Here is a 24,729-nt window from a genome sequence, read left to right as displayed (position 1 = left end):
TAAGGAGGATGTTAAGATGAAGATTATCAACCCAGTACTTAAAGGCTTTAATCCAGATCCGAGTATTTGTAGAGTTGGAGAAGACTATTATATGGCAGTATCTACCTTCGAATGGTTCCCAGGAGTACAAATTCACCATTCTAAGGATTTAGTCAATTGGGAACTGGTTGCACACCCTTTACAAAGAGTATCTCAACTAGATATGAAAGGAAATCCTAACTCTGGTGGTGTTTGGGCGCCATGCTTAAGCTATAGCGATGGAAAGTTTTGGCTTATTTATACAGATGTAAAAGTAGTAGATGGTGCTTGGAAGGATTGTCATAACTATTTGGTTACTTCTGAAACGGTTGATGGTGATTGGGGAGAGCCAGTTAAATTAAATAGCTCTGGATTTGATGCTTCCTTGTTCCATGACACGGATGGAAAAAAATATTTGTTAAATATGCTGTGGGACCAACGCCTAGATCGTCATCCGTTTGGTGGAATAGTGATGCAGGAATATTCCACAGAACAGAAAAAATTAATCAATAAACCCCAAATTATTTTTAAAGGTACGGATATAAAACTAACTGAAGCACCACATCTATATTATATTGGTGAATATTATTACTTATTAACAGCAGAAGGTGGAACGAAGTACGAGCATGCTGCAACGATTGCTCGATCTAAAAACATAGAAGGTCCATATGAGGTTCATCCAAACAACCCAATTTTAACAGCTTGGCATGACCCTAGAAATCCATTGCAAAAATGTGGACATGCTTCTATTGTGCAAACACATACAGATGAATGGTATTTGGCCCATTTAACTGGTCGCCCAATTCATCCAGATGACGATTCTATTATTCAACAAAGAGGATACTGTCCTTTAGGAAGAGAAACGGCTATTCAAAAGCTTGAATGGAGAGATGGCTGGCCATATGTTGTAGGAGGAAAAGAAGGAAGCTTGGAGGTAGAAGCACCAAAGATTCCTGAAACAAAGTTTCCATCTACTTATCCAGTAGTGGATGAATTTGAGCAAGATAAGCTAAATATAAATTTTCAAACATTGCGTATTCCATTTACAGAACAATTAGGTTCCTTAACGGAAAGATCTAATCATTTACGATTATTTGGTCAAGAATCATTAACATCTACTTTTACACAGTCTTTTGTAGCTAGACGCTGGCAAAGCCTTCAATTTGAAGCAGAAACAGCAGTAGCATTTACACCGGAAAGCATACAACAGGCTGCAGGGTTAGTAAATTACTACAACACAGAAAATTGGACAGCACTGCAAGTAACATACGATGAAGATCTTGGTCGCATCCTTGATTTAACAGTTAGTGATAACTTCTCGTTCTCACAGCCGTTAAAGGAGAAAATTATCGTTTCAAGTGAAGCGGAATATGTATATTTAAGAGTAACTGTCGAGAATGAAATCTATTACTATTCTTATTCCTTTAATAAAGAAGAGTGGCATAAAATAGATATTATTTTTGAATCCAAGAAATTATCGGATGATTATATTCGCGGAGGAGGCTTCTTCACAGGAGCGTTTGTAGGAATGCAATGTCAAGATACAAGCGGCCAAAACATACCGGCTGACTTTAAATATTTCCGTTATGAAGAAAAAGAGTAAAGCTAAAACCCCAGGAGCAAAATACATTGCTTCCGGGTTTTTTTATTTTTTGATTGAAAACTTCCCTTTTGTAGCAAGGAGGAAATTCAAATGTAAGGAAAATGAAAGTGCTAACATTTCATTTCCTCCTTTAGACGGAAAAACAATATGTTAAGTTGTAAGAGTTTTCATTGTAAGATAAAAGCGTAGTAATCATATTAAATAATTTCCTTAAAAATAAATAAACACGGAGGTCATTAAAATGAAAAAAATCTTATTAGCTTGTTCATCAGGTATGTCTACTAGTTTACTAGTTTCAAAAATGAGAGATGCTGCAAAAGAAAAAGGAATAGAAGTAGAAATTTGGGCAGTTGCTCAAGATAAAGCACAAACAGATATGGAACGTGCAGATGTACTTCTAATTGGACCACAAATGCGCTTTTTGAAAAAGAAGCTTGCTGCTGCAGCAGAAACAGTTGGTATTCCATTAGATGTTATTGATCCAATCGCTTACGGACGTATCGATGGTTTAGCAGTATTAAATAAAGCATTAGAATTAATCGAGAATAATAAGTAACGTTTATTTTGAAATGAAAACACTTACTAATAGAAGAAAGAGAGGATAAACCTTATGAATAAATTTATGGAGGTTTTGGAAAATATTCTGTTGCCAGTTGCTGAAAAATTGAACAACAATCGTTATTTAGCAGCTTTACGTGATGGTTTTATGGTTGCCTTGCCGTTAATCATTTTTGGTTCAATTTTTGTTGTAATTGCTAACTTTCCTTTCCTAGATAAATGGATTAGTCCAGAGGCATATGCATCCTATCAAAATGCGTTAGGTCCAGCATCTGCAGCAACACTAAGTATAATGGGGCTATTTGTAATAATGGGGATAGGATATAAATTGACGCAACATTATGGTCTTGAAGCGATATATGGTGCAGTAGTTGGTGTAGCATCATTTCTTATCTTAAACCCGCAAGAATTAGGGGAAGTAACGGGTGTTATCCCAACTGCTATTCTAGGTGCACAAGGGATGTTCTTAGGAATTTTCACTGCATTTCTATCTGCAGAGCTATATCGTCTCTTTGTGAAGAAAAACTTGACGATTAAAATGCCTCCTGGAGTTCCAGAGTCTGTATCTAGATCATTTAGTGCATTGATTCCGATTACATTAACATTAACAATCTTTTTAATCATTCGTATTCTATTTAGCTTTACACCATTTGAAACAGTACAGAACTTTATTTATACCATTATACAAGAGCCATTAACTGCTTTAGGTAGTAGTCTACCAGCAACAATCGTAGTTGTACTATTAATTCAATTATTCTGGTTCTTCGGTTTACATGGTCAGATTATTATGAACTCCGTACTTGATCCAATTTGGTATGCGTTGAATGATCAAAACTTCAGTGCTTTCCAAGCAGGAACAGAGCTTCCAAACGTTGTTACAAAACAATTTATGGATACGTTCTTAGTTGGTATGGGTGGTACAGGAATGACTTTAGGTGTGGTTATCCTTATCTTCTTAATCGGTAAGAGCAGACAAACAAAAGAACTTGGAAAACTAGGTGGACCAGCAGGAATTTTTAACGTAAATGAACCAATTATCTTTGGATTGCCAATCATCATGAATCCTTTAGTTATTATTCCTTGGCTTTTAGCGCCAGTAGTTGTAACGGTAATTACTTATTTTACAATGTCAGCTGGCATTGTTCCAAAACCGGCAGGAATTATTGTTCCATGGACAACGCCAATTGGTATTAGTGGATTTTTAGCAACTGGTAATGATTGGAGAGGGGCAGCGTTGCAAATCTTTAACTTACTTGTTGTAATGGTGATTTGGTGGCCGTTCCTAAAAGTACTAGATAAAAATTATTATGAAACAGAAAAACAAGGATAATGAAGCAAGAAGTATAGAGCAGGTATTCTAAATTAAAAAAAAGGGGTTTTACCTTAGTTAAGCTTAAGTGTAAATCCCCTTTGGTATTAGAGAATGGAGTGGCAGGGATGGAAACTGATAACAAAATGACAGAAATAGCTTTTCAAATTATTCTTTTCGCTGGAAATGGTCGTTCATGTGCGATGGAAGCAATACAAGAAGCAAAAGAGGGTAATTTTGAAGAGGCGGATCGATTAATAGCAGAAGCAAGTGCAGAACTTGGAAAAGCGCATGGTTTTCAAACAAAACTACTTCAAGAAGAAGCGAGTGGAAATGGAGCTGGTGTGAATGTTATTTTAGTTCACTCTCAAGATCATTTGATGACAGCTATTACTGTTCGTGATTTAGCTACTGAGATTATAGAAATCTATCGTAATAAATAAGCTAAGGTTTCTTAAAATGACTGTTCAATACAAATTTCCTGAAGGTTTTTGATGGGGAAGTGCCACCTATGCAACACTAATAGAAGGTGCAGTTAATAAAGCAGGAAAAGGAAAAAACATTTGGAATCATTGGTATGATGCAGAATCAAACTGCTTTTTTGATAACGTGGGACCAGAAACTACTTCTAATTTCCAACGTATCCCCACTGAGATAAGACGTTTCAGTTGGGGCTTGAGTTAGCGATTCAGGTCTTTTCGTCTATTAAAGGCGAATGACGCTCTGAACGGTATCCTCGAAACCACTGTTTTTGGTTGGTACTGGCAACGGCAACACTTCCAAATGTTTGGTAATTGCGTGAAAAGATGGTTTGCATTCAATGAGGATATCGTGGTGAATTTAAAGGAAAACTACGGGAATGTGGAGTCCTTTTATTTCTAAGAATGGGTTGTGAGTTCAAGATGAAGAGCATTTCTTGAAAGACGGCCAAATTCAAGACGAATCGAATTGAATTCATTCAAGGCTATTTACAATGGTTGCATAAAATCCCCAGAATAAGGCTGCGGTGTAAAAGGATATTATCTATGGACATTCATGGATAATAGATCTAGGTCTAATGCTTATAAAAATCGTTATGCTTCATTTTAGTAGACATAAAGACAAAACAAAGCACACCAAAGAAAAGTGCTTACTGGTTTAAAGATGTAGCAAAAAATAATGGGATTTAGAGGGAAATTATATCATTTCTGATATAATTCTTAAAGATATAAAGGATAGGTTCTGATCAAGGATTAAGATCAGAACCTTTTTGAGTAATGCTGTTTTCTATAGGATTTTTTTTTAAAATAAGAAAAAATTTTTAAGAAATACCTGAGCGGCCTGACTTCTATGAGATAGTTTAATTCAGGCTACTAATAGTAACATCCCTTGTTATAATAGCTTTAAGGAATTATATTTATATAGAATTATATGTAAAATTATAAAAGGAAGGAGACTTTATTTTGTTAAGCTCCCGAATGGAACAAGTTTTACGTGAATTATTGGCAGCGGATACACCTGTTACAGGTGAATATTTAGCTACTATTAATCATGTTACGGCTCGAACAACGAGAGAAGATATCAAAAACTTAGATGCACTATTAAATCATCATGGTGCCAAAATAATCTCTGTTATATCAAAAGGCTATACATTAGAGATTTGGGATAAGCCTGTCTTTCAACAATACTTGCATTCTATCTTCGTAGAAAACACTCTATCCCATGCTGGTATTCCTAAAACACCAGAGGATAGAGTGACCTATATTATTATTCGGTTTTTATTAAATGATCATTATCTTAAATTGGATGATCTTGCAGATGAATTATTTGTAAGTAAGTCTACGATTCAACAAGATATTAAAAATGTGAAAGAGATACTGCAAAAGTATGACATTACACTAGAGGCAAGACCAAATTATGGACTTAAAGCAGTTGGGGATGAAATAAAGGTTCGGTTTTGTTTATCAGAATATGTACTTGATCGAAAAAAACAGACAACGAATACAATAGATAATCCGCTTCCATCCATTTTTGATGATGAAAATATGGATGAAATCCAAAAAATTATTTTAAAACAAATAAAGAAGTATCAAATTACTCTTTCTGATATTGCCATTAATAATTTATTGATTCATCTTGTAATCGCTCAAAAGCGCATCGTTAGTGGACATTATGTGGCGATATTCCATGCGGATATGGATGAGATTGAACAACAAAGGGAATATCATGTTGCAAATGAAATTGTGAAAGAAGTAGAGGAACTTTATCAAATTAAGTTTCCACAGGCAGAGATTGCTTATATTGCCATGCACTTACTTGGAACAAAGCTAGTTACACAGAAAAAAGGTCATATTGATCATGTGATAGAAGAGGATATTCTTCAACTGGTTCACTTTGTCTTGGCAAAGATGGAAGAGAAATTAGATTTAGGGATTGAAAAGGATGAAGAGCTTATCTTTGGAATGAGCATGCATTTGAAGCCAGCAATTAGTCGCATTAAATATGGCATGAACATTAGAAATCCGATGTTGAAAGAGATTAAAAATAATTATCCACTTGCCTATGAAGCGGGAATTATTGCAGGGCTTGCGATTAAAGAATATACAGAGATTGAAATGGATGAAAATGAGATTGGCTATTTAGCTCTACATATCGGTGCGGCAATGGAAAGAACAAAATTGCGCTCTGGTCCGAAGCGCTGTCTGGTAGTATGTGCTTCTGGTCTAGGAACAGCTCAGTTAATTTATTATCGATTAAAATCTTATTTTGGAAGCAATTTAGAGGTGATTGGAACTACGGAATATTATATGCTCGATCAATATAATTTAAATGAGATTGATTTTATCGTTAGCTCCATTCCAATTAAGGAAAGCTTTGATGCACCTGTAATAGAGGTAAATGCGATACTAAAGGAAAGTGATCTAAAAGCAATTGAAAAATTTATTTTAACGCAAAGTAATCATCAGCCAATTGAATCATTTTTCCTTCAAGATCTTGTTTTTTTTAAGAAAACATTTCGTACACAAGAGGAAGTCTTAACATTTTTACATGGACAATTAATGGAGCAGGGTTTAGTAGGTAAAGCCTTCTTAGATGCCGTTTACGAACGAGAAAAAGTGGCTCCCACTTCTTATGGAAATTTGGTTGCAATCCCACATCCAATTACTCCGCAGACAGAAAAAACTTTTTTATGTGTTTGCACGTTAGAAAAGCCCATTGACTGGAATAATAATCCTGTGCAAATTGTCTTCTTACTATGTGTGAAAAAGAATAGCCAGGAAGACTTGCAAGAAATGTATGATGTCCTCGGAAAATTTATAGAGGATCATTCGAGTGTTCATAAAATATTAAAAGCAAGCTCTTATGAGGAATTTATGCGAATGATGAAAGAAGCGTAAAAGAGAGCAGATAGTAGGCAACACAAGGGACTTGGAAGAGCTCCGTTGTGTTGCCTATTTCTTTAATCCATAATTGCCCAGTAGGCAGGCTTAATCTGGTAGTTTGTATCAAATACAAATGGTGCGTCTACACCTACTCCGTTATTGTATTGCTCAGCACGATCATTTAACCATGTATGGTTGTCGGCAATCCCCCAGAAGGTAACGCTGCTAATCTTGTCATCAAGGCTCTCGTACAAATTAAATAATTGGTTGTATCTTTGTGCCTGTGCTTCAAATTGATCAAATGGTGCATCGCTCCATAAGTAGGATAAACTGGTGTTGATGGCCAACGTAGGCACTAACGTCTATCAGAGGTTGCTTATATTTTGAAAGACTGTTTTTTGGCGGGGCACTCACTTAAAAAACAGTCAAATTAAAAAAGCGGAAATCTACCTTTATGGTAATATTCCCACTTTTTTAAATAGTTCTTTTCTTATTCTCCTACGTCAGCCCATTTATATTCATAAGTTGCTCCGAATGGGTTTACGAATACGTTTTGAACTTTTGGTGAAATTAGTTGTGCTCTAGACGCTTGGTAAACCGGTACAATTGGGGCATCTTCAAATAATAGTTTTTCTGCTTTTAGGAAGTTGTCATAACGAGCAACATTATCTGTTGCATATTTAGTTGCAGTATCTCCAACTAACTGATCGTATTCTTTATTAGAATACCCAGTTTTATTATTTCCTCCATCTGTAACCCATAGATTCATGAATGTAAATGGATCAAGGAAGTCAGGACCCCATCTAGAAAGTTGAAGCTCGTATTGCATACTAGAATCTAAATCAAGTCTTTGCTCTTTTGGAACTTGTTTGATGTTAATTGTTAGTCCTTCTAAGTTTGTAGATAACTGATTAGCAACATATTGAATTAATGTTTTTGTTGTTACATCATCATCTGCTAAAAACTCAAGCTCAACTTTATCAGTACCTAATTCTTCTAAGCCTTTTGCCCAGTATTCTTTAGCTGCTTCTAAATCATAAGAAACAAGATCTCCGCTAACTTTACGGAAGTCCTCACCAGTTTCTGGCATTGGAGTGAAATCTGTTGGAATAAGTCCATTCGCTACGATTGAACCGTTATTTAAGATTTCGTTAACTAAAGCTTCTTTGTCAAATGCGCGGCTAATAGCTAGACGAATATTTTGGTTTGCTAAAGCTTCAGATGTTGTTTGGTTAAATTTCAGGAAGTATACAAATGTATCTGCTGAAACAACATAATTCTCATCTGTTGAATATTGGTCAACTAGATCAGATGTAAGATCCATTCGGTCAACAGACCCTTTTTCATATAAATTAAGTGCTGTTTGTGGATCCTTTACTACTTCAAATGTTAATTTATCCATTTGTACGGTGCTTGCATCCCAATAATTATCGTTCTTTGCAAGTACCCATGAATTACTTGTACTATCCCAATTGGAGATTGTGTAAGGACCGTTTGCTAATAAGTTTTCAGAACTTGTTGCAAAGCTATCCCCTTTTTCCTCCACAAATTTTTGGTTTAGTGGTAAGAATGTACCGAATGTAGTTAATGTTTCAAAGTAAGGAGTTGGATTTTCCAATTCAACAACAAGTGTATAATCACCATCAGCCTTTACCCCTAGTTGATCGACAGCAAGTTCACCAGTGCTGATAGCAGTAGCGTTTTTGATAACACCATTCATCATATATGGGCCATATTCTGATCCAGTATCAGGGTTAACGGCACGTTGCCATGCATATACAAAGTCGTTTGCTGTAACTGGGTCCCCATTTGACCACTTAGCATCTTCTCTTAATGTAAAAGTCCAAGTTAAGCCATCATCACTAACAGAATGCTCTGTAGCAATACCAGGGGATGGTTGTGTATCTTTATCTAAACGGTAAAGCCCTTCCATAGTAGCTCCTAAATAGATAAAAGAAGATTCATCTGTAGCTAAAGATGGATCCATCGATGGAATGGCCTCGGGATTTAAAAAGTTAAGGACTTTTTCACCTGATTTTTTTTCATTGTCGTCTGCATCTGTAGAAACGTTGGTATCATCACCAGAGCATGCTGCTAATACACTTAGCACAAGTGCGAAAGTGAGAAGTAATAACCAATTTTTTCGCTTCATGAAGTATTCCCCCTATTTGCGTTGTTTAATTCTGAATATTGTATATGTAAAGAACATTCAAAACTATAAAAATAATTATACCTATTAATTAGTTAACTTGTAAAGTTATTGTTGGATAATTATTGAAGAGATTAGTATATTTGGACCTAATTTCGGTGCTTTTTATGGCATATTGGCAGAATTTTTTGTTTTAGGAAAAAGTAAGATGATCGGAAATATGGTATGATAGAATTGGAAAATAGTTTGTAATCTATTCATAATGTGTAAATCTATTAGCAAAATAATAGGAAGGAAATAAAAATTAATGGAATGGAAGAATTTATATAGAGGCTTTATTATGGGAATTAGCGATTTAATACCAGGAGTGAGTGGTGGAACAATTGCCGTCATTTTGGGTATTTATGATCGTTTACTTGATGCTATTAGCGGTTTTTTTAGTAGACGATGGAAAGAGCAATTAGGTTTTTTGATACCATTAGCTGTCGGAATGGGTACTGCTCTTTTACTATTAAGCAGATTGATTGAATTTTTACTGACAAATTATCATGAGCCTACTCAATTCTTTTTTATTGGGCTAATCATTGGTGTCATTCCACTTATGCTTAAGCAGGCACAGCCAAAAAAGAATTTTGGTTCTCGGCATTATATTATATTAGCAATAGCTGCTATTCTTATTGCTTCAATGGCTTTTATAAACCCAGAAAAGACAACAGAGCCAATCACCTCTTTATCCGTATTGTCGGTTATTGGATTATTTTTCTCTGGTTGGCTTGCGAGTATGGCAATGCTTCTTCCAGGAATTAGTGGTTCGTTTATTTTACTGTTGCTTGGAGTATATTCAACAGCAATTAATGCATTGTCGACATTAAATATCCCAGTAATATTGGTAATTGGACTTGGTGCAGTAGTTGGATTTATTGGCAGTAGTAAAGGGATTAAATATTCACTATCCCATTTCCCGCATATCACGTATGCAATCATTATTGGGCTAATTATTGGCTCCCTTTTCGTTGTTTTTCCTGGAATGGTTACGGGAATAACAACCCTTATATTATGCTTGATTACTTTTGTATTTGGCCTTAGTGTAACAATGCTTTTCGATTCGGAAAAAAAGCTTACTAAAGGAAAAACTAATAAATAATAATAGATTTATGTATATAGGAAAGAGAGAGATTGGATGAATTATCGTAAAGCGACAGTTGAGGATATCAACCTGTTAGTGGAAATGAGAAAATCCCAGTTAGTTGATGAAGGAATTACAGCAGATAAAGATATTGATAATGAGCTAGAAGCCTTCTTTCAATGGAAATTAGCAGAAGGTTCTCTTATTCAATGGGTAGTAGAGGAGCAAAATGAGATCATAGCAACAGGTGCAATCGTTATTTATGACTTTCCCCCTTCCTATACCAATAAGAGCGGAAAAAAAGCTTATGTGACCAATATGTTTACGAAAAATGATTATCGTGGAAAAGGAATTGCTTCCAGTCTATTAACGAATTTAGTAGACGAAGCAAAAGGCTTAGGCATTACGAAAATGTGGCTAGGTGCTTCAAAGCTTGGTAGACCAGTTTATAAAAAGTTTGGTTTTAAGGAAACAGGTGAGTGGATGGAGTTAGAGCTATAAAGTGGAAATGAATGAAGGGCTGTCCTACTTTTAGAGGACAGCCCTTTTAATTGTTGAGGGATTTTTCATCAGTTTGTAGGCGAGAGTGGAGTTAGGTTAATGACCGTTTGTAGGAAAAAGGGAGAAAGGTAACAGAGGAAGCTACTCAGTGACCGACAGCATGAAAAAGGAAGGAGAAAGGTAACAGAGAAAGCTACTCAGTGACCGACAGCGTGAAAAAGGAGAGTGAAAGGTAACAGAGAGAGCTACTCAGTGACCGACAGCATGAAAAAGGAAGGAGGAAGGTAACAGAGAGAGCTACTCAGTGACCGACAGCGTGAAAAAGGAAGGAGGGGGGTAACAGAGAGGGCTTCTCAGTGATCGACAGCATGAAAAAGGAAGGAGGGCGGTAACAGAGAGAGCTACTCAGTGACCGACAAGCATGAAAATCAAGGCAAACAGTAACAGAGAAAGCTAGCTCAGCAAAGAAATTTGCAAAAACCATCCACAACCCCTACCTATCAAAAATCGCACAATAAAAGGAGCCCCCAAAAAAGGAAGCCCCTTGACAATAACATCTATTAATTACGAATCAGATAATCAAATGCACCTAAAGAAGCAGTTGCACCTGAACCCATAGAAATAATGATTTGCTTGTATGCACTGTCTGTACAATCTCCAGCTGCGAATACACCTGGTAGGCTTGTTGCACCATGCTTATCAACAAGAATTTCACCCATTCTGTTACGCTCTACAGTGCCTTCTAACCAATCTGTATTAGGAACTAGACCGATTTGAACGAAAACCCCTGCAAGCTCGACATGTTTTTCTTCGCCTGTTTCACGTTCAATATAAGTAATACCGTTAACTTTATCAGTACCAGTAATTTCTTTTGTTTGAACATTTTTAAGAACTGTAACATTTGGAAGGCTATAAAGACGCTCTTGTAACACAGAGTCAGCTTTTAATTCTGACATGAATTCAAGAACTGTTACGTGTTTCACAATTCCTGCCAAGTCAATAGCAGCTTCAATTCCTGAGTTACCGCCACCAATTACAGCAACATCTTTTCCAGTAAATAATGGACCGTCACAGTGTGGGCAATATGCTACACCTTTGTTCTTAAATTCTGCTTCACCAGGTACGCCAACATTGCGCCAGCGAGCACCAGTTGATAGAATAACAGATTTACTTTTAAGTACAGCACCATTTTCTAACTCGATTTCTATTAAATCTTTTTTCTCTAGGCGTTTAGCACGTTGAAGGTTCATAACATCAATGTTATATTCTTTGACATGCTCTTCTAAACTAGCTGCAAGTTTTGGACCTTCTGTTTGCTTTACACTAATGAAGTTTTCGATAGCTAAAGTGTCCATAATTTGACCACCGAAGCGCTCTGCAACAATACCCGTGCGAATTCCTTTACGAGCAGCGTAGATTGCAGCACTTGCACCAGCAGGACCGCCACCAACTACTAATACATCATAAGGATCTTTGTTAGCAAATTCAGAAGCATCAGCTGTGCTGCCCATTTTTGCTAAAATTTCTTCTAATGACATACGACCACTGCCGAATGATTCTCCATTAAGGAAAACAGTAGGCACTGCCATAATATCCTTGCTTTCTACTTCTTCTTTAAAAGCAGCCCCATCAATCATTGTATGTGTGATGCCAGGGTTTAATAGACTCATCACATTCAATGCTTGTACAACATCAGGACAGTTATGGCAAGTTAAGCTAATGTAAGATTCAAAGCGATATTCACCTTTGATTGCTTTAATTTGATCGATTGCTTTTTGGTCTACTTTAGGAGCTCTACCACTTACTTGAAGTAAAGCTAACACTAATGAAGTAAATTCATGACCAAGAGGGATACCGGCAAAAGTAATTCCAGTGTCCTCACCGACACGGTTTACACTAAAGCTTGGTGTTCTCTCTAATTGGATATTTTCTACTTTAATATGTGAAGACATGGTAGCTAGTTCATCGACTAGGGCTAGCATGTCGCGGGAAACATCATCAGAACCCGCGCTAACCTTAAGAACCACATCGCCTTCCATCATTTGTAGATATTGATTCAGTTGCCCTTTTATCTCATTATCTAATAACATATAGAGCCACTCCCTTAAATTTTACCAACAAGGTCTAGGCTTGGCTTAAGTGTTGTGCTACCTTCTTGCCATTTTGCTGGGCAAACTTCACCTGGATTGTTGCGAACATATTGTGCGGCTTTAATTTTGTTTACAAGTGTGCTTGCGTCACGGCCGATGCCATCTGCGTTAATTTCAACTGCTTGAATTTTACCATCTGGATCGATAATGAAAGTTCCGCGATCTGCAAGACCGGCTTCTTCGTTTAGAATTTCGAAGTCACGAGAGATTCTTTGTGTTGGGTCACCGATCATGATGTATTCGATTTTACCGATAGCATCTGAATGATCATGCCATGCTTTGTGTGTGAAATGAGTGTCTGTTGAAACAGAGTATACTTCTACACCAAGGTCTTTTAATGTAGCATATTCATTTTGTAAATCTTCTAGTTCAGTTGGGCATACGAAAGTGAAATCAGCTGGATAGAAGCAGAAAATACTCCATTTACCTTTTAAGTTTTCTTCTGTTACTTCAATAAATTCACCGTTATGAAATGCTTGAGCTTTAAATGGCGCGACTTCTCTTCCGATAATTGACATTTTTTAAATTCCTCCTGATATGAATAAAATTTATTACTAGTTTAGACGAATAATCCAAACTTATTCAAATAATAATTATTACAATTCAACATTTATTATTATATAAACTTAATTATTTTGTCAAGGTAAAGATAGAACGTAATAAGAATTATTTTAATTTTTATAACTAAGTCTATAGCTGAATTTCATAAAAAGTTAATAACATTAGCATGGAATCTATGGTGTTTTTGTTACATTGTCAGTAATTTCATTTGTTAAGGTCTTTTCTCAATTAAGAATCATTAATTAAATTTATTAGTAAAAGCCATTCCCTCTACAAAACTTCTAGAAGGAATTTTAATCGTTCTAGTAGAAAATAGTATATATAATTTTAAAAATTTAAAAAATTAACTTTTTTACTGGTGGAAGGGAGTTTATGATGAAACTAACATCTAGGGAAATGGAAAAGCTAATGATTGTGGTTGCTGCGGATCTTGCCCGTCGACGGCAAGAAAGAGGTTTGAAATTAAATTATCCAGAATCCATTGCGATTATTACATATGAAGTCTTAGAGGGTGCGAGAGATGGCAAAACAGTAGCAGAGCTGATGCAATATGGAGCAACCATCTTGGAAAGAGAGGACGTAATGGAAGGAGTCCCAGAGATGATTCCAGATATACAAGTAGAGGCAACCTTTCCTGATGGAACAAAGCTTGTTACCGTTCATGATCCCATAAGATAAAGGAGAAGTGTGATGATTCCTGGTGAATACGTTTTGAAGAAGGAAGAAATTATTTGCAATAAAGGAAAAAATGCTATTTCAGTAAAAGTGTTAAATAAAGGCGATCGTCCCATTCAGGTGGGGTCTCATTTTCACTTTTATGAAGTAAATAATTCCTTGCAGTTTAGTCGAGAGAAAACCGTTGGAATGCATTTAAATATACCAGCCGGTACAGCTGTCCGCTTTGAACCGGGAGACGAAAAGGAAGTGCAGCTTGTTCCCTTTTCGGGGGAGAGAAAGGTCTATGGTTTAAACAATCAAACAAATGGATTGGTATAAGAGGTTGAAAGAAAGGGGGCATATTAATGAGTTTTCGGATGACAAGAAATCAATATGCAGATATGTTTGGGCCAACAGTTGGAGACGCCATTCGTTTAGCAGATACAGAGCTTTTTCTGGAGATAGAAAAAGACTATACGACATACGGAGATGAAGTAAAATTTGGCGGCGGAAAGGTGATACGTGACGGGATGGGACAGCATCCGCTGGCTACACGGAAGGATACGGTAGATCTGGTCTTAACAAATGCAATTATTCTTGATTATACAGGGATATACAAGGCAGATATTGGCGTTAAGGATGGGGAAATTACAGCAATTGGAAAAGCAGGCAATCCTTTGTTGATGGATAGTGTCAATATAGTGATTGGAGCTGCAACAGAAGTGATTGCCGCAGAAGGAAAGATAGTTACGGCTGGTGGGATTGATGCACATATCCATTTTATTTGTCCTCAACAAATAGAAACGGCTCTTAGTTCGGGGGTTACCACGATGATTGGTGGAGGTACTGGTCCTGCAACAGGAACGAATGCTACAACATGTACACCAGGAGCTTGGAATATACATCGCATGCTTGAGGCAGCAGAAGCCTTTCCGATGAATTTAGGGTTTCTTGGCAAAGGAAATGCATCTAGTGAAGAAGCATTGGCAGAGCAAATTGAAGCGGGGGCTATTGGATTGAAGCTGCATGAGGATTGGGGGACTACAGCTGCAGCTATTGATACAAGTCTAAAGGTAGCGGATAAATATGATGTTCAGGTAGCTATACATACAGATACTTTAAATGAAGGCGGCTTTGTTGAAGATACCATTGCTGCCATTGATGGACGAGTTATCCATACTTATCATACAGAAGGCGCAGGTGGAGGCCATGCGCCAGACATTATTAAGGCAGCTAGCTTTTCTAATATTTTGCCATCCTCTACAAATCCAACAAGACCTTATACGATAAATACACTGGAAGAGCATTTAGATATGCTGATGGTTTGTCACCACTTAGATCCATCCGTTCCGGAAGATATAGCTTTTGCCGATTCTCGCATTCGCAAAGAAACCATTGCAGCAGAGGATATTCTTCATGACTTAGGAATCTTCAGCATGATTTCATCTGACTCTCAAGCAATGGGAAGGATTGGTGAAGTAATTACTAGAACCTGGCAAACGGCGGATAAGATGAAAAAGCAAAGAGGGAAATTGGAGGAAGACAAGGGAGTTGGGGACAACTTTCGTCTAAAGCGTTATGTATCAAAATATACGATTAATCCAGCAATTGTTCATGGGATTTCTGAATATGTTGGATCGATTGAAGTAGGAAAGTTAGCTGATTTAGTTGTATGGGATCCTGCTTTCTTTGGAGTGAAACCGGATCTTATTTTAAAAGGAGGATTAATTGCTCATAGCATAATGGGGGATCCAAATGCTAGTATTCCCACACCACAGCCTGTTTTTTATCGGCCTATGTTTGCAAGTTTCGGTCGTGCAAAATATCAAACATCGATGACATTTGTTTCAAAAGCAGCCTATGAAAAAGGAGTTCATCAAGCGCTTAATTTGCAAAAAATAGTCAAGCCTGTAGCTGGAATACGAAAATTAAAAAAAGCAGATATGCTTTTTAACGGAGAAACGCCAACCATTGAAGTAGATCCGCAAACCTATGAAGTAAAGGTGAATGGAAAGCTTGCGACATGCGAGCCTGCAAAGACGCTGCCAATGGCACAGCGATATTTTTTATTTTGAGGTGAATAAGATGATTATCGAAAAGATTGTTGGAAATATAGCAACATTAGAAAAGAGAGCAAATCACGTAGAAAGAGTTTATTTGCAAAGTGATGATTTATTAAAAAGAGTCCAGCGAGTCGTTACAGACCATGGAAAGGAAATCGGCATTCGTTTAACAGATAAGAGAGAACTCTTTGATGGAGACGTATTATACATGGATGATAAGAATATGATTGTGATTTCTGTGAAGGTAGATGATGTCCTAACGATTCAGCCGTTAAGTATTCAGCAAATGGGCGAAATAGCACATCAGCTTGGAAACCGTCATTTACCTGCACAATTTGAAGGCAATGATATGATCGTTCAATATGATTATTTGGTAGAAGAATTATTACAGCAATTATTGATTCCGTATAAAAGAGAGAATAGAAAGGTAAAACAGGCTTTCCGTCATATTGGGCATAGCCATGACTAATTCTTTATATCCCTTACTGCAGCTAAGTGATTCTAATTTTCCTTCAGGTGCTTTTTCTCACTCCTTTGGCTTGGAAACATATATCCAAGAAGGGAAGTTAACGGATAAGCAAAGCTTTTATGAGGCAATAAGCATTTATTTAAAGAAACAGCTTGTTTATATAGATGGTCTTGCCTTTCGCTTAGCATATGAAGGAATCGCAACTAGTAGCTGGGATAAGGTTTTAGAGATAGATAGACTTTTATATGTTTCCTCTCTAGCAGAAGAAACGAGAATGGGAAATAAAAGAATGGGGGAAAGGATGGCTAAGCTCTGCCAAGATCTATATGCTTCTGTCAATTTAACACAATATATTTCTCATATAAAAGAAAAGGATGCTTTTGGACATACAAGCATTGTATTTGCGATTCTTGCTCACTATTTGAATGTGGAAGAAGCGACAGCTTTGAAAACCTATCTTTTTACATCAATCTCTTCCCTTGTGCAAAATGCTGTGCGCGGCATCCCTTTAGGACAAACCAATGGACAAAAGATACTGGTTGAAATTCAGCCGTTAATAGATACGTGTGTGGATACCATTATGGGGTTAACAATAGATGATTTTGCGAGTGTTAGTCCCGGACTTGAGATCGCACAAATGAGGCATGAACAGTTACATGTCCGTCTTTTTATGTCATAAGTTTAATTATTTAGCAAATGGAGAGTGAAATAAATGGAAGCAATACGAATTGGAATCGGAGGCCCGGTTGGCGCAGGAAAAACAATGCTTGTTGAAAAATTAACTCGTGCTATGCAACATGAGCTTAGCATGGCCGTTGTAACAAATGATATTTATACGAAAGAAGATGCTTTATTTTTACTAAAAAATGGTGTTTTGCCAGAAAATCGAGTTATTGGTGTAGAAACAGGAGGATGTCCTCATACAGCAATAAGAGAAGATGCATCAATGAATTTCGCAGCTATTGATGAGCTAAAGGAATTACATCCAGACTTAGAGCTAATTTTTATCGAAAGTGGCGGAGATAACTTGGCTGCAACCTTTAGTCCAGAGCTTGTAGATTTTTCTATTTATATTATCGACGTAGCTCAAGGAGAAAAAATCCCACGAAAAGGTGGACAAGGGATGATTAAATCGGACTTGTTTATTATTAATAAAATTGATTTAGCTCCCTATGTTGGTGCGAGCTTGGAAGTGATGGAGCGAGATACGATTGCAGCAAGAGGAGAGAAGCCTTCTATTTTTACAAACTTGAAAGAGGAAATTGGACTTTCAGAAGTAGTGGAATGGATTAAAAAGCAAGCATTTCTAATTGGACTATAGATAATGACTTATACAGGTGTTTTGCAATTTTCTGCAAAGAAAAGACAACATAAAACAGTGCTTAGTGATTGTTATTATGAAGGAGCTATGAAAATTACGCGGCCAGTTTATTTAGAAGAAAGTGCACCATCCATTTATTGTATTCATGTAGGAGGAGGCTATGTGGATGGAGATAGATATAAAACATCCATTTGTGTAGAGGAAAACGCCGCAATCTCTGTTACCACTCAATCCTCTACAAAAATATATCGAACACCAATGGATTATGTGAAGCAAGATACGGTAATTACCCTTGAAAGAAATAGTATATTAGAACACTTTCCTGACCCAATAATCGCTTATGAACAAGCTAAATATTTTCAAAATACAGTTGTACATATGGAAGAAGGATCCTGTTATTTTGCTAGTGATATCATTACTCCTGGATGGGCGGCGGATGGGAGTTTCTTTAAATATGCATGGATTCGCTCCAAGCAAAAAATATATAGAAATAATAAACTAATCTTCTTTGATCATCTTTATTTGAAACCGGAAGAAGACTTTACATCTATTATGCAAATGGAAGGTTTCACCCATATTGGTACACTTCTACTTGTACATGACCAAGCGGATCGCTCCTTTTATCAAGAATTGAATCACTTAGTGGAAAAGGAGGAAGAGGATATCCGTCTTGGTATTTCCAAACTACCTGAAAATGGAGTTATTTTACGCATTTTAGCTTGTAATACCGGAATAATTGAGCGTATCTTTCAATCAGTTCATACCTATGCGCGGAAGCTTCTTTTAGGAAAAGAAGCACTTAAATGGAGAAAATACTAACATAATAAGTCAAACGGAGGAACATCAATAATGGAATTTGGATTTCTATCCATCTTATTATTTGGACTAATACTTGGATTTAAGCATGCATTAGAACCAGATCATGTAATTGCAGTTTCTACGATTGCGAGTAGAAGCAAAAATTTATGGAATTCCTCTTTGTCTGGGGTATTTTGGGGAATCGGACATACCTTTACATTATTTGTATTTGGGTTAATTGTCATTGGATTAAAACAGGAAATATCAGATCCAGTAGCAATGTCTTTGGAGTTTATAGTTGGCATCGTCCTTGTTTATTTAGGAATTTCAAATGTTTTTGTAAAAGAAAGACAAACACATTCCCATCACAAAAATGGAGCAACTTCTTATTGGAAGTCCACTTTATTAGGATTAGTTCATGGACTTGCGGGAAGTGCTGCAATGGTTCTATTAACGATGAGTACAGTGCATACCATTTGGGAAGGTGCAATTTATATCATTATTTTTGGTATAGGGACCTGTGTCGGCATGTTACTATTTACTACTGTATTAGGTGTTCCATTTGTATTCTCAAACAAAGGGGTAACGGTAAATGCCCTTTTTATAAAAATAACAGGAATCATCAGTATCCTATTTGGAATTTATTATATGTATAACATCGGAATCAATGATGGTTTATTTAAGATTTGGATATAAGGTCATTAAAAGGGTCAAAAGATATTACGATATCTTTTGACCCTTTTAAATCCCCACTTTATTGAATCAAGACTGACTTCTTTCCACTTCTCCATGAATACTTTTTAAAAACGATAAATAGTAATAATTATTCAGTGAAAATTTTCTTTTTAATAATTCTCCAAATTAGGGAGAAGATAGTAAGAATAAGATAAAAAAATGGTGGGAGACAATATGATCGGTAATAGTCTGAAGACAATCATGGTACTTGCTGGAGTTTACCTTCTTTATATTGTAATTTCCTGTGTCATTGTTCCTTATTTTTATGATCCCAAGGCAGACCCTTATTGGAAGCCAACGACTAAACTCAATCAGAACGATAAAAAAGTTGTATCACCAGATAAAGTCGTATTACTTCAAGATAGGGAAGACTCAGGTTTGGCAAGGCTGCAATTGATAAAGAATGCAAATAAATCTGTTGATATATCTACTTATGCGATTCATAAGGGACCATATGCTAATTTATTCTTTGGCTGTCTGTTTGAGGCAGCAAATCGTGGTGTAAAAGTGCGGATTTTATTAGATGGCATAGTCAATCAATTCAACAAAGATTTGCGTTTATATAGTTATGCAATATTTACTCATCCAAATATCGAATTAAAGTATTATGAACCTCTTCATTTAGGAAATCCTTGGACATGGAATAATCGATTTCATGATAAGCTTTTTATCATTGATAGTGAGCTTGCCGTAGTTGGTGGTAGAAATATAGGGGATAAATACTTTAGCGCAGCAGGAACAAAAGGGGCGTCAAATGATCGAGATGTTATTGTGTATACCGAGAAGCAAGAAGGAAATGAGACCAGTGTGTTGAAGCAAATAGACGAATATTATCAATATGTATGGGATCATCCTTTTACAGAGAATGCAGTAAAAAAAGTATCGCATAGGAAGGAACAAAAAGGGAAAGAAAAAGTGGAAGAAGCTTTGCACCTACTAGCACATGCAAAAGATGTGTATCCATTACCAATAGATAGAGCGATAGATTGGAAAAAAGATGCTTATTCAACAGATAAGGTAGTTTTACTGCACAATCCACATCAGCGGGTTAATAAAGATCCATTAATTTGGAAGGAGCTAGTTTCTTTAACTGAGCAATCTACCAAGTCCATTTATTTAGAAAGTCCTTATATTGTTCCTACACAGAAAATGCTGGATTATGTAGAGCCAGAGAAAATAAAAGTAGATTATTGGAAGATGCTGACAAACTCTGCTGCATCAACACCTAATATGGTTGCTTTTTCAGGATACTGGTCAAACCGAAAAGCTATCATTAATTGGGTGAATGAATTATATGAATATCAGGAAAAAACAGAGTCTCTTCATGGAAAAACATATATTTTTGATGAAAAAATTAGTTTAATTGGTTCCTACAATGTAGATGCTAGAAGTACGTTCTTAAACACAGAAACAATGCTTTTAATTGATAGTGAAGAATTTGCTCACTTTTTGCAGAAAGAATTAAATAAAACGGTCGATAACCATAGTCTTCAGGTTTCAGAAGATGGAAGCTATAAAGCGAAAGAAGATGTAGAGCAAGCAGATGTGGCATTTTGGAAGAGAATAGCTATAAAAACTTTAGCACCTATTATCAAGTTTTTTGCTTTTTTAGTTTAAATGTAGAAGAGAACAAGAATATTTTCTAGGAAATATAGATATATCGTTAAAAGCCTCCAAGTTTCACGTGAAACCTGGAGGCTTTAATTGTTTAATAAAGAACCATATTACCTGTTTTCTTCGCATGGGTTTCTGCTTTTTTTAACAGAAAGACAGAGGAAATACATAGTAATAGGATGATCGTACATAAGAGCAAATATTGTCCGATCATCTGTTCAAAGCTTTTTCCGTTTAATACAAGGTCTCGAAAAATATCTAGTACATAGGTTAATGGGAAAAGATAAGCAATTGCTTTGCCCCATATAGGAAAGGCGAGCACAGGAATACGGACACCAGAGAAGAATTGCATGGGCTCTTCAAAAATAGTAAATAGAATTCCAGCGTCGCGAGAAAATAAAAACACAATATTTAAGAAAGCCCCCCAAACGATTGCAGAAACACTAAGAAGTAATAGTGCGAGTGGTAAATATCCCCAATGGATTTCAGCTCCCTTTCCTGTAACGACAAGGACTAATAGGATGAAAACAGTAAAAAGCCAAACAGCCTCTAGTAAGTTTCCTGCAGCTCTAGCAAACATAATGGTTAACCGGTTTGCAGGGGTTAGAAAGATAAGCTCAAGTGTCCCTGCTTGACGCTCATAGCTCATATTCCAAGCGGATTGTACTAGGCTCCAGAAAAAAATATAGCCTAAGTATCCGGTTAATAGAAACATCGTAATTTGATCAACATTCATATATGCTGATAAGGGACTAGTATCTGTTAGGTTGAAAGGCTTGAATGAATAATAGGATGTAACAAACAATAAAGCAGGCCATAAGAGCAAAGAAAAATAAATTAGCTTATTATGAAAGTTATGCTTATGGCTTTTTACAAACTCAGCTTGTAAAATAGTAAACAGCTTCATGCCGATTTCTCCTTTGCTAAGGTGAGAATCGCATCTTCTAATCGGGGCCGCTTTAGCTCAAGTTTAAGAATAGAAACAGCTTCAGCTATACAAATATTTATAAAAAAAGAAGTAGGGTCAAATGGCGCATTTATATGAATGGAGGTACTATCTGCTAACTCATTAAATTGAATGCTACCATCTACTAATGCTCGTTTCATTTTGTTTTGCGTAGTAACGGATAGGGAACTTGTTTCTATCATCAAATGATAGTTTTTTACAACGGAAGCAATAATTTTTTCAGGTGTATCAGCTAAAATAATTGATCCTTTTTCGATAATATAGACCCGATCACAAAGTTCCTCTACTTCCTCCAGATAATGGCTAGTTAATAATATTCCTTTCTTCTCATTCTTAGCTAAGCTTCTGACTAATTCTCTCAATTGCTTGGCGACTGGAGCATCTAAACCAAGTGTAGGTTCATCAAGGAACAAGTATTTTGGATCATTTATAAGCCCTCTAGCAATTTGGAGTCTTTGTTTCATTCCTTTTGAATATAGTTCAACAGGAATATCTTTCGATTCTATTAATCCAACTTGATCTAGGAGATAGGCAATTCTTTTTTCTAATTGGAGGCCAGAGAGCTGATATAATTTTCCAAAATAGCGGAGGTTTTCAGCCCCTGTCAATCGCCAATAGAGCATTCTTTCTCCCCCAGCGATCATGTTAATTTTGTTTTTTACCTTCATTGCATTCTTTACAACATCATATCCATCAATGGTTATTTGCCCCTCTGTTGGATTTAGTAATGTACTTAGCATTTTGATGGTAGTTGTTTTTCCGGCTCCATTTAAACCGAGCAGTCCAACTATTTCGCCTTCTTTTATGGATAGATTTAAATCTTTTACTGCACATACTATTTGTCTTTCTGTGCGGAAAAAATTCTTTCTTTTTTTTACTGTATAAAATTTACTGATTCCTTTTGCTTCTATCAATTTTCTTCACTCCTTATCCAAAGTGCTTTTCTAATACGTATTTCTCCATTCTTTTCATAAAATATGAGCCAATAGGCAAATAGATTAATCCGAGGATAGACATTTTTAGTAGTGGAGAGAAAAGATCATTAATTGGTATTCCTTCTATCCAAACCATTCGTAATGCATCTACTCCATAAGTCAGCGGCATAATTTGGCTGATCCATCTTACTCCTTCTGGCAAAAAGTCACTAGGGAAAGTGATACTACAAACAAGTCCCATAAGAACAAATAAAGTATTTTGCGTTATATACGTATCTCTAAAGTAGAGCATAAAAGAACCTAACACTAATGCCATAGAAAAGGTGGACAGAATCAATAAGGCAAGGACGATTAGCACGTAAAGCCAGTTGATCTGTTGCAAGTGAAGACCAAAGAGAGAACCAATAGCAATAATGACGAGAAATTCCATCAGTATTCTAATTAACCCTAGGGCAACATAGCCGAGAAAATACCCTTTTCTTGTCGATGGTGTTAGCAAAAGTGATTCTAGTGTACCTTCTCTAAGTTCTGTGATGAGTGTGCGACTTGTAATCATTAAAAGTGACACGGAAAAGGAATATAATAATCCTCCTAAAATGCAGTAAGATAGATAATCATCTGTACCTGCATAGGTAGAGAAGCTGGATGATAAATCACCTTTGAAGACAAAGAAATAAGTGAGATAGGCAAAGATTATAATATAAATGGCACTTAATATATGACCTAGAAAAAAAGACCAGGGGAAAGCTCTTCTCATAACGAGATAATTCCGCCAAAAGGTAGCAGAAATGCTTAACCACATTTATGTATCCTCCTTTTGACCAAGGGAAGGCTGATCAAAAAACTGGTTTAAGTCTACCTTCAGTTGGTCCAATTTTGGTAAATTTGTTTCATAAAAGACAAAATGTCCATGCCTTTCGCCTGTGATTAACTCTGCTTTTTCTAATATTTTTAAATGCTTAGAAATAGTTGCTTTTGCAAGACCTATAGATTCAGATAATTGTTGTGTACAAAAAGGATGCTGAGACATCTGTTTTAATAACTGCAGTCTTGTTTTATCCCCTAATGCGGCCAGAACAGATAGCAAGTCTACAGGAATAGTGTCTTGCTTACTCTCCTGCTGATTGGGAAAAGGAACATGCAAATAAACAATGATTGCTGGTACTTCCAATCCAACTAAGAGATGAGGCGCAATAAAGCTGGATGGATAAATCGTCAATGTTTCAACTTCTTCATAAGCAAAAATCCAGGTTTCTGCTTTATAAAATCGTATAGACTTCTGATCAAGCTTAAAGCGAGGGTGGATAAAGTTCATTGCTTCAAAAGGGTCCGCCTCTATTGCCTTTTTTAACTGATGAACGGATTTAATTAGCCAAGGTTCCATTCGATATAAGGCACGTGCAAAATATTTTTGGTGGTAATCGTACAGCAAATCACATAGTTGATTACGGTAATAATTTGGCTTCTTAAGTAGCTTTTGTTCAGCTTCATTTGCTTTAGCATGTATTCTCTTACCAAGTAGGAATGCAATAAATTGTTTTTCTGACAATAAGCGTAATCGCTCTATTGCTTCCTCCACATGTTTCTCTTCGAATAAAAGATAATCTTCTAAATCGAGAAAGTTGAGCCATTCATTGCTTAATTCGCCAAAGAAGTGGATTTTTTCCCAAAGGTGATTTGGTATTTCCTTTTTGATTTCTTCTGCCCATTCTAGCCTCGTCAGGTGATGAACTGGATTGTGTAAAACATGTAAGCTTGTTAATAATTCACGAAATGGGGAGTAAATAATGCGTACATGTTTTTGAATCCAAAGGTTTACGTTATCCATGGATC

At 36.3% G+C, this 24,729-nt stretch carries 25 protein-coding genes; 17 read left to right on the top strand and 8 right to left on the bottom strand.

The window, feature by feature from the left end; all coding sequences use genetic code 11:
* Window positions 1–16 precede the first annotated feature (16 nt).
* From xynB to AB3U99_RS23720, 6 genes are all read left to right on the top strand, one after another.
* Window positions 17–1,621, top strand: coding sequence for a xylan 1,4-beta-xylosidase (gene xynB, locus AB3U99_RS23745; protein WP_400244426.1), 1,605 nt, complete (start codon window positions 17–19; stop codon window positions 1,619–1,621).
* Window positions 1,622–1,862: 241 nt separating this feature from the next.
* Window positions 1,863–2,177 carry a PTS sugar transporter subunit IIB gene (locus AB3U99_RS23740; protein WP_400244424.1) on the top strand — a complete coding sequence of 105 codons (315 nt, stop codon included), beginning with the start codon at window positions 1,863–1,865 and terminating at the stop codon, window positions 2,175–2,177.
* Between the two features lie 54 nt (window positions 2,178–2,231).
* Window positions 2,232–3,509 (top strand): PTS cellobiose transporter subunit IIC, encoded by a 1,278-nt coding sequence (gene celB, locus AB3U99_RS23735; protein ID WP_400244422.1) that lies wholly within the window; start codon window positions 2,232–2,234, stop codon window positions 3,507–3,509.
* Between the two features lie 107 nt (window positions 3,510–3,616).
* A complete protein-coding gene (locus AB3U99_RS23730; RefSeq protein ID WP_400244420.1) occupies window positions 3,617–3,931 on the top strand; it encodes a PTS lactose/cellobiose transporter subunit IIA in 315 nt (104 codons plus the stop codon).
* Between the two features lie 79 nt (window positions 3,932–4,010).
* Window positions 4,011–4,172, top strand: a complete 162-nt coding sequence (locus AB3U99_RS23725; protein ID WP_400248174.1) for a hypothetical protein — start codon at window positions 4,011–4,013, stop codon at window positions 4,170–4,172.
* Window positions 4,173–4,930: 758 nt separating this feature from the next.
* Window positions 4,931–6,865: a BglG family transcription antiterminator gene (locus tag AB3U99_RS23720; RefSeq protein WP_400244418.1), complete on the top strand. Its 1,935-nt coding sequence runs from the start codon at window positions 4,931–4,933 to the stop codon at window positions 6,863–6,865.
* Between the two features lie 62 nt (window positions 6,866–6,927).
* Here AB3U99_RS23720 and AB3U99_RS23715 read toward each other — a convergent pair whose 3' ends face one another.
* Window positions 6,928–7,197 carry an endo-1,4-beta-xylanase gene (locus AB3U99_RS23715; protein WP_400244416.1) on the bottom strand — a complete coding sequence of 90 codons (270 nt, stop codon included), beginning with the start codon at window positions 7,195–7,197 and terminating at the stop codon, window positions 6,928–6,930.
* 143 nt (window positions 7,198–7,340) lie between these two features.
* Window positions 7,341–9,002, bottom strand: a complete 1,662-nt coding sequence (locus AB3U99_RS23710) for a peptide ABC transporter substrate-binding protein (RefSeq protein ID WP_400244414.1) — start codon at window positions 9,000–9,002, stop codon at window positions 7,341–7,343.
* A 304-nt stretch (window positions 9,003–9,306) separates the two neighbouring features.
* Between AB3U99_RS23710 and AB3U99_RS23705 the strand changes: the two genes are divergently transcribed.
* Window positions 9,307–10,143, top strand: a complete 837-nt coding sequence (locus AB3U99_RS23705; RefSeq protein WP_400244412.1) for a DUF368 domain-containing protein — start codon at window positions 9,307–9,309, stop codon at window positions 10,141–10,143.
* 36 nt (window positions 10,144–10,179) lie between these two features.
* Window positions 10,180–10,626 (top strand): GNAT family N-acetyltransferase, encoded by a 447-nt coding sequence (locus AB3U99_RS23700; RefSeq protein WP_400244410.1) that lies wholly within the window; start codon window positions 10,180–10,182, stop codon window positions 10,624–10,626.
* Between the two features lie 560 nt (window positions 10,627–11,186).
* Here AB3U99_RS23700 and ahpF read toward each other — a convergent pair.
* Both ahpF and ahpC read right to left on the bottom strand, forming a co-directional pair.
* Window positions 11,187–12,716 (bottom strand): alkyl hydroperoxide reductase subunit F, encoded by a 1,530-nt coding sequence (ahpF, locus tag AB3U99_RS23695; RefSeq protein WP_400244408.1) that lies wholly within the window; start codon window positions 12,714–12,716, stop codon window positions 11,187–11,189.
* A 14-nt stretch (window positions 12,717–12,730) separates the two neighbouring features.
* The gene (gene ahpC / locus AB3U99_RS23690) at window positions 12,731–13,294 is read right to left on the bottom strand and encodes an alkyl hydroperoxide reductase subunit C (protein WP_400244406.1); all 564 of its coding nucleotides are present in this window, start codon (window positions 13,292–13,294) and stop codon (window positions 12,731–12,733) included.
* A gap of 418 nt (window positions 13,295–13,712) precedes the next feature.
* Between ahpC and AB3U99_RS23685 the strand changes: the two genes are divergently transcribed.
* The 9 genes from AB3U99_RS23685 (at window position 13,713) to AB3U99_RS23645 (ending at window position 20,997) form a co-directional block, all read left to right on the top strand.
* Window positions 13,713–14,015, top strand: a complete 303-nt coding sequence (locus tag AB3U99_RS23685) for an urease subunit gamma (protein WP_400248172.1) — start codon at window positions 13,713–13,715, stop codon at window positions 14,013–14,015.
* 12 nt (window positions 14,016–14,027) lie between these two features.
* Window positions 14,028–14,333 carry an urease subunit beta gene (locus tag AB3U99_RS23680; protein ID WP_400244404.1) on the top strand — a complete coding sequence of 102 codons (306 nt, stop codon included), beginning with the start codon at window positions 14,028–14,030 and terminating at the stop codon, window positions 14,331–14,333.
* A 26-nt stretch (window positions 14,334–14,359) separates the two neighbouring features.
* Window positions 14,360–16,069, top strand: a complete 1,710-nt coding sequence (gene ureC / locus AB3U99_RS23675) for an urease subunit alpha (RefSeq protein WP_400244402.1) — start codon at window positions 14,360–14,362, stop codon at window positions 16,067–16,069.
* A gap of 10 nt (window positions 16,070–16,079) precedes the next feature.
* Window positions 16,080–16,526 carry an urease accessory protein UreE gene (ureE, locus tag AB3U99_RS23670; RefSeq protein ID WP_400244400.1) on the top strand — a complete coding sequence of 149 codons (447 nt, stop codon included), beginning with the start codon at window positions 16,080–16,082 and terminating at the stop codon, window positions 16,524–16,526.
* Window positions 16,519–17,205, top strand: coding sequence for an urease accessory protein UreF (locus AB3U99_RS23665; RefSeq protein WP_400244398.1), 687 nt, complete (start codon window positions 16,519–16,521; stop codon window positions 17,203–17,205). Before ureE ends, AB3U99_RS23665 begins: the two co-directional genes overlap by 8 nt.
* Before the next feature lie 33 nt (window positions 17,206–17,238).
* A complete protein-coding gene (gene ureG / locus AB3U99_RS23660) occupies window positions 17,239–17,847 on the top strand; it encodes an urease accessory protein UreG (protein WP_400244396.1) in 609 nt (202 codons plus the stop codon).
* Between the two features lie 3 nt (window positions 17,848–17,850).
* Window positions 17,851–18,666: an urease accessory protein UreD gene (locus AB3U99_RS23655; RefSeq protein ID WP_400244395.1), complete on the top strand. Its 816-nt coding sequence runs from the start codon at window positions 17,851–17,853 to the stop codon at window positions 18,664–18,666.
* 30 nt (window positions 18,667–18,696) lie between these two features.
* Window positions 18,697–19,341 (top strand): urease accessory protein UreH, encoded by a 645-nt coding sequence (locus tag AB3U99_RS23650; RefSeq protein ID WP_400244394.1) that lies wholly within the window; start codon window positions 18,697–18,699, stop codon window positions 19,339–19,341.
* 213 nt (window positions 19,342–19,554) lie between these two features.
* The gene (locus tag AB3U99_RS23645; protein WP_400244392.1) at window positions 19,555–20,997 is read left to right on the top strand and encodes a phosphatidylserine/phosphatidylglycerophosphate/cardiolipin synthase family protein; all 1,443 of its coding nucleotides are present in this window, start codon (window positions 19,555–19,557) and stop codon (window positions 20,995–20,997) included.
* 91 nt (window positions 20,998–21,088) lie between these two features.
* On the opposite strand, the gene AB3U99_RS23640 is transcribed toward AB3U99_RS23645, so the two are convergent.
* The 4 genes from AB3U99_RS23640 to AB3U99_RS23625 are packed head-to-tail and all read right to left on the bottom strand — an operon-like array spanning window position 21,089 to window position 24,724.
* On the bottom strand, window positions 21,089–21,901 hold the full coding sequence (locus AB3U99_RS23640) for an ABC transporter permease (protein ID WP_400244390.1): 813 nt from the start codon (window positions 21,899–21,901) through the stop codon (window positions 21,089–21,091).
* Window positions 21,898–22,875, bottom strand: a complete 978-nt coding sequence (locus AB3U99_RS23635) for an ABC transporter ATP-binding protein (protein ID WP_400244388.1) — start codon at window positions 22,873–22,875, stop codon at window positions 21,898–21,900. The genes AB3U99_RS23640 and AB3U99_RS23635 overlap by 4 nt, the downstream gene beginning before the upstream one ends.
* A 13-nt stretch (window positions 22,876–22,888) precedes the next feature.
* Window positions 22,889–23,698, bottom strand: coding sequence for an ABC transporter permease (locus AB3U99_RS23630; RefSeq protein ID WP_400244386.1), 810 nt, complete (start codon window positions 23,696–23,698; stop codon window positions 22,889–22,891).
* Complete coding sequence (locus tag AB3U99_RS23625) at window positions 23,699–24,724, bottom strand: ArsR/SmtB family transcription factor (protein WP_400244384.1); 1,026 nt, start codon at window positions 24,722–24,724, stop codon at window positions 23,699–23,701.
* Window positions 24,725–24,729 lie beyond the last annotated feature (5 nt).

Source organism: Niallia tiangongensis (genome assembly GCF_044704065.1).
Lineage (GTDB): Bacteria > Bacillota > Bacilli > Bacillales > Cytobacillaceae > Niallia > Niallia tiangongensis.
The sequence above is the reverse complement of the archived record's forward strand: the minus strand, read 5'-3'. Positions and strand labels throughout refer to the sequence as shown.

Bases quoted from the DNA above. Each gene is read 5' to 3' on its own strand.
- xynB (WP_400244426.1), top strand. From the start codon at position 17: ATGAAGATTATCAACCCAGTACTTAAAGGCTTTAATCCAGATCCGAGT.
- AB3U99_RS23740 (WP_400244424.1), top strand. From the start codon at position 1,863: ATGAAAAAAATCTTATTAGCTTGTTCATCAGGTATGTCTACTAGTTTA.
- celB (WP_400244422.1), top strand. From the start codon at position 2,232: ATGAATAAATTTATGGAGGTTTTGGAAAATATTCTGTTGCCAGTTGCT.
- AB3U99_RS23730 (WP_400244420.1), top strand. From the start codon at position 3,617: ATGGAAACTGATAACAAAATGACAGAAATAGCTTTTCAAATTATTCTT.
- AB3U99_RS23710 (WP_400244414.1), bottom strand. From the start codon at position 9,002: ATGAAGCGAAAAAATTGGTTATTACTTCTCACTTTCGCACTTGTGCTA.
- AB3U99_RS23705 (WP_400244412.1), top strand. From the start codon at position 9,307: ATGGAATGGAAGAATTTATATAGAGGCTTTATTATGGGAATTAGCGAT.
- AB3U99_RS23700 (WP_400244410.1), top strand. From the start codon at position 10,180: ATGAATTATCGTAAAGCGACAGTTGAGGATATCAACCTGTTAGTGGAA.
- ahpF (WP_400244408.1), bottom strand. From the start codon at position 12,716: ATGTTATTAGATAATGAGATAAAAGGGCAACTGAATCAATATCTACAA.
- ahpC (WP_400244406.1), bottom strand. From the start codon at position 13,294: ATGTCAATTATCGGAAGAGAAGTCGCGCCATTTAAAGCTCAAGCATTT.
- AB3U99_RS23685 (WP_400248172.1), top strand. From the start codon at position 13,713: ATGAAACTAACATCTAGGGAAATGGAAAAGCTAATGATTGTGGTTGCT.
- AB3U99_RS23680 (WP_400244404.1), top strand. From the start codon at position 14,028: ATGATTCCTGGTGAATACGTTTTGAAGAAGGAAGAAATTATTTGCAAT.
- ureC (WP_400244402.1), top strand. From the start codon at position 14,360: ATGAGTTTTCGGATGACAAGAAATCAATATGCAGATATGTTTGGGCCA.
- ureE (WP_400244400.1), top strand. From the start codon at position 16,080: ATGATTATCGAAAAGATTGTTGGAAATATAGCAACATTAGAAAAGAGA.
- AB3U99_RS23665 (WP_400244398.1), top strand. From the start codon at position 16,519: ATGACTAATTCTTTATATCCCTTACTGCAGCTAAGTGATTCTAATTTT.
- ureG (WP_400244396.1), top strand. From the start codon at position 17,239: ATGGAAGCAATACGAATTGGAATCGGAGGCCCGGTTGGCGCAGGAAAA.
- AB3U99_RS23655 (WP_400244395.1), top strand. From the start codon at position 17,851: ATGACTTATACAGGTGTTTTGCAATTTTCTGCAAAGAAAAGACAACAT.
- AB3U99_RS23650 (WP_400244394.1), top strand. From the start codon at position 18,697: ATGGAATTTGGATTTCTATCCATCTTATTATTTGGACTAATACTTGGA.
- AB3U99_RS23645 (WP_400244392.1), top strand. From the start codon at position 19,555: ATGATCGGTAATAGTCTGAAGACAATCATGGTACTTGCTGGAGTTTAC.
- AB3U99_RS23640 (WP_400244390.1), bottom strand. From the start codon at position 21,901: ATGAAGCTGTTTACTATTTTACAAGCTGAGTTTGTAAAAAGCCATAAG.
- AB3U99_RS23630 (WP_400244386.1), bottom strand. From the start codon at position 23,698: ATGTGGTTAAGCATTTCTGCTACCTTTTGGCGGAATTATCTCGTTATG.
- AB3U99_RS23625 (WP_400244384.1), bottom strand. From the start codon at position 24,724: ATGGATAACGTAAACCTTTGGATTCAAAAACATGTACGCATTATTTAC.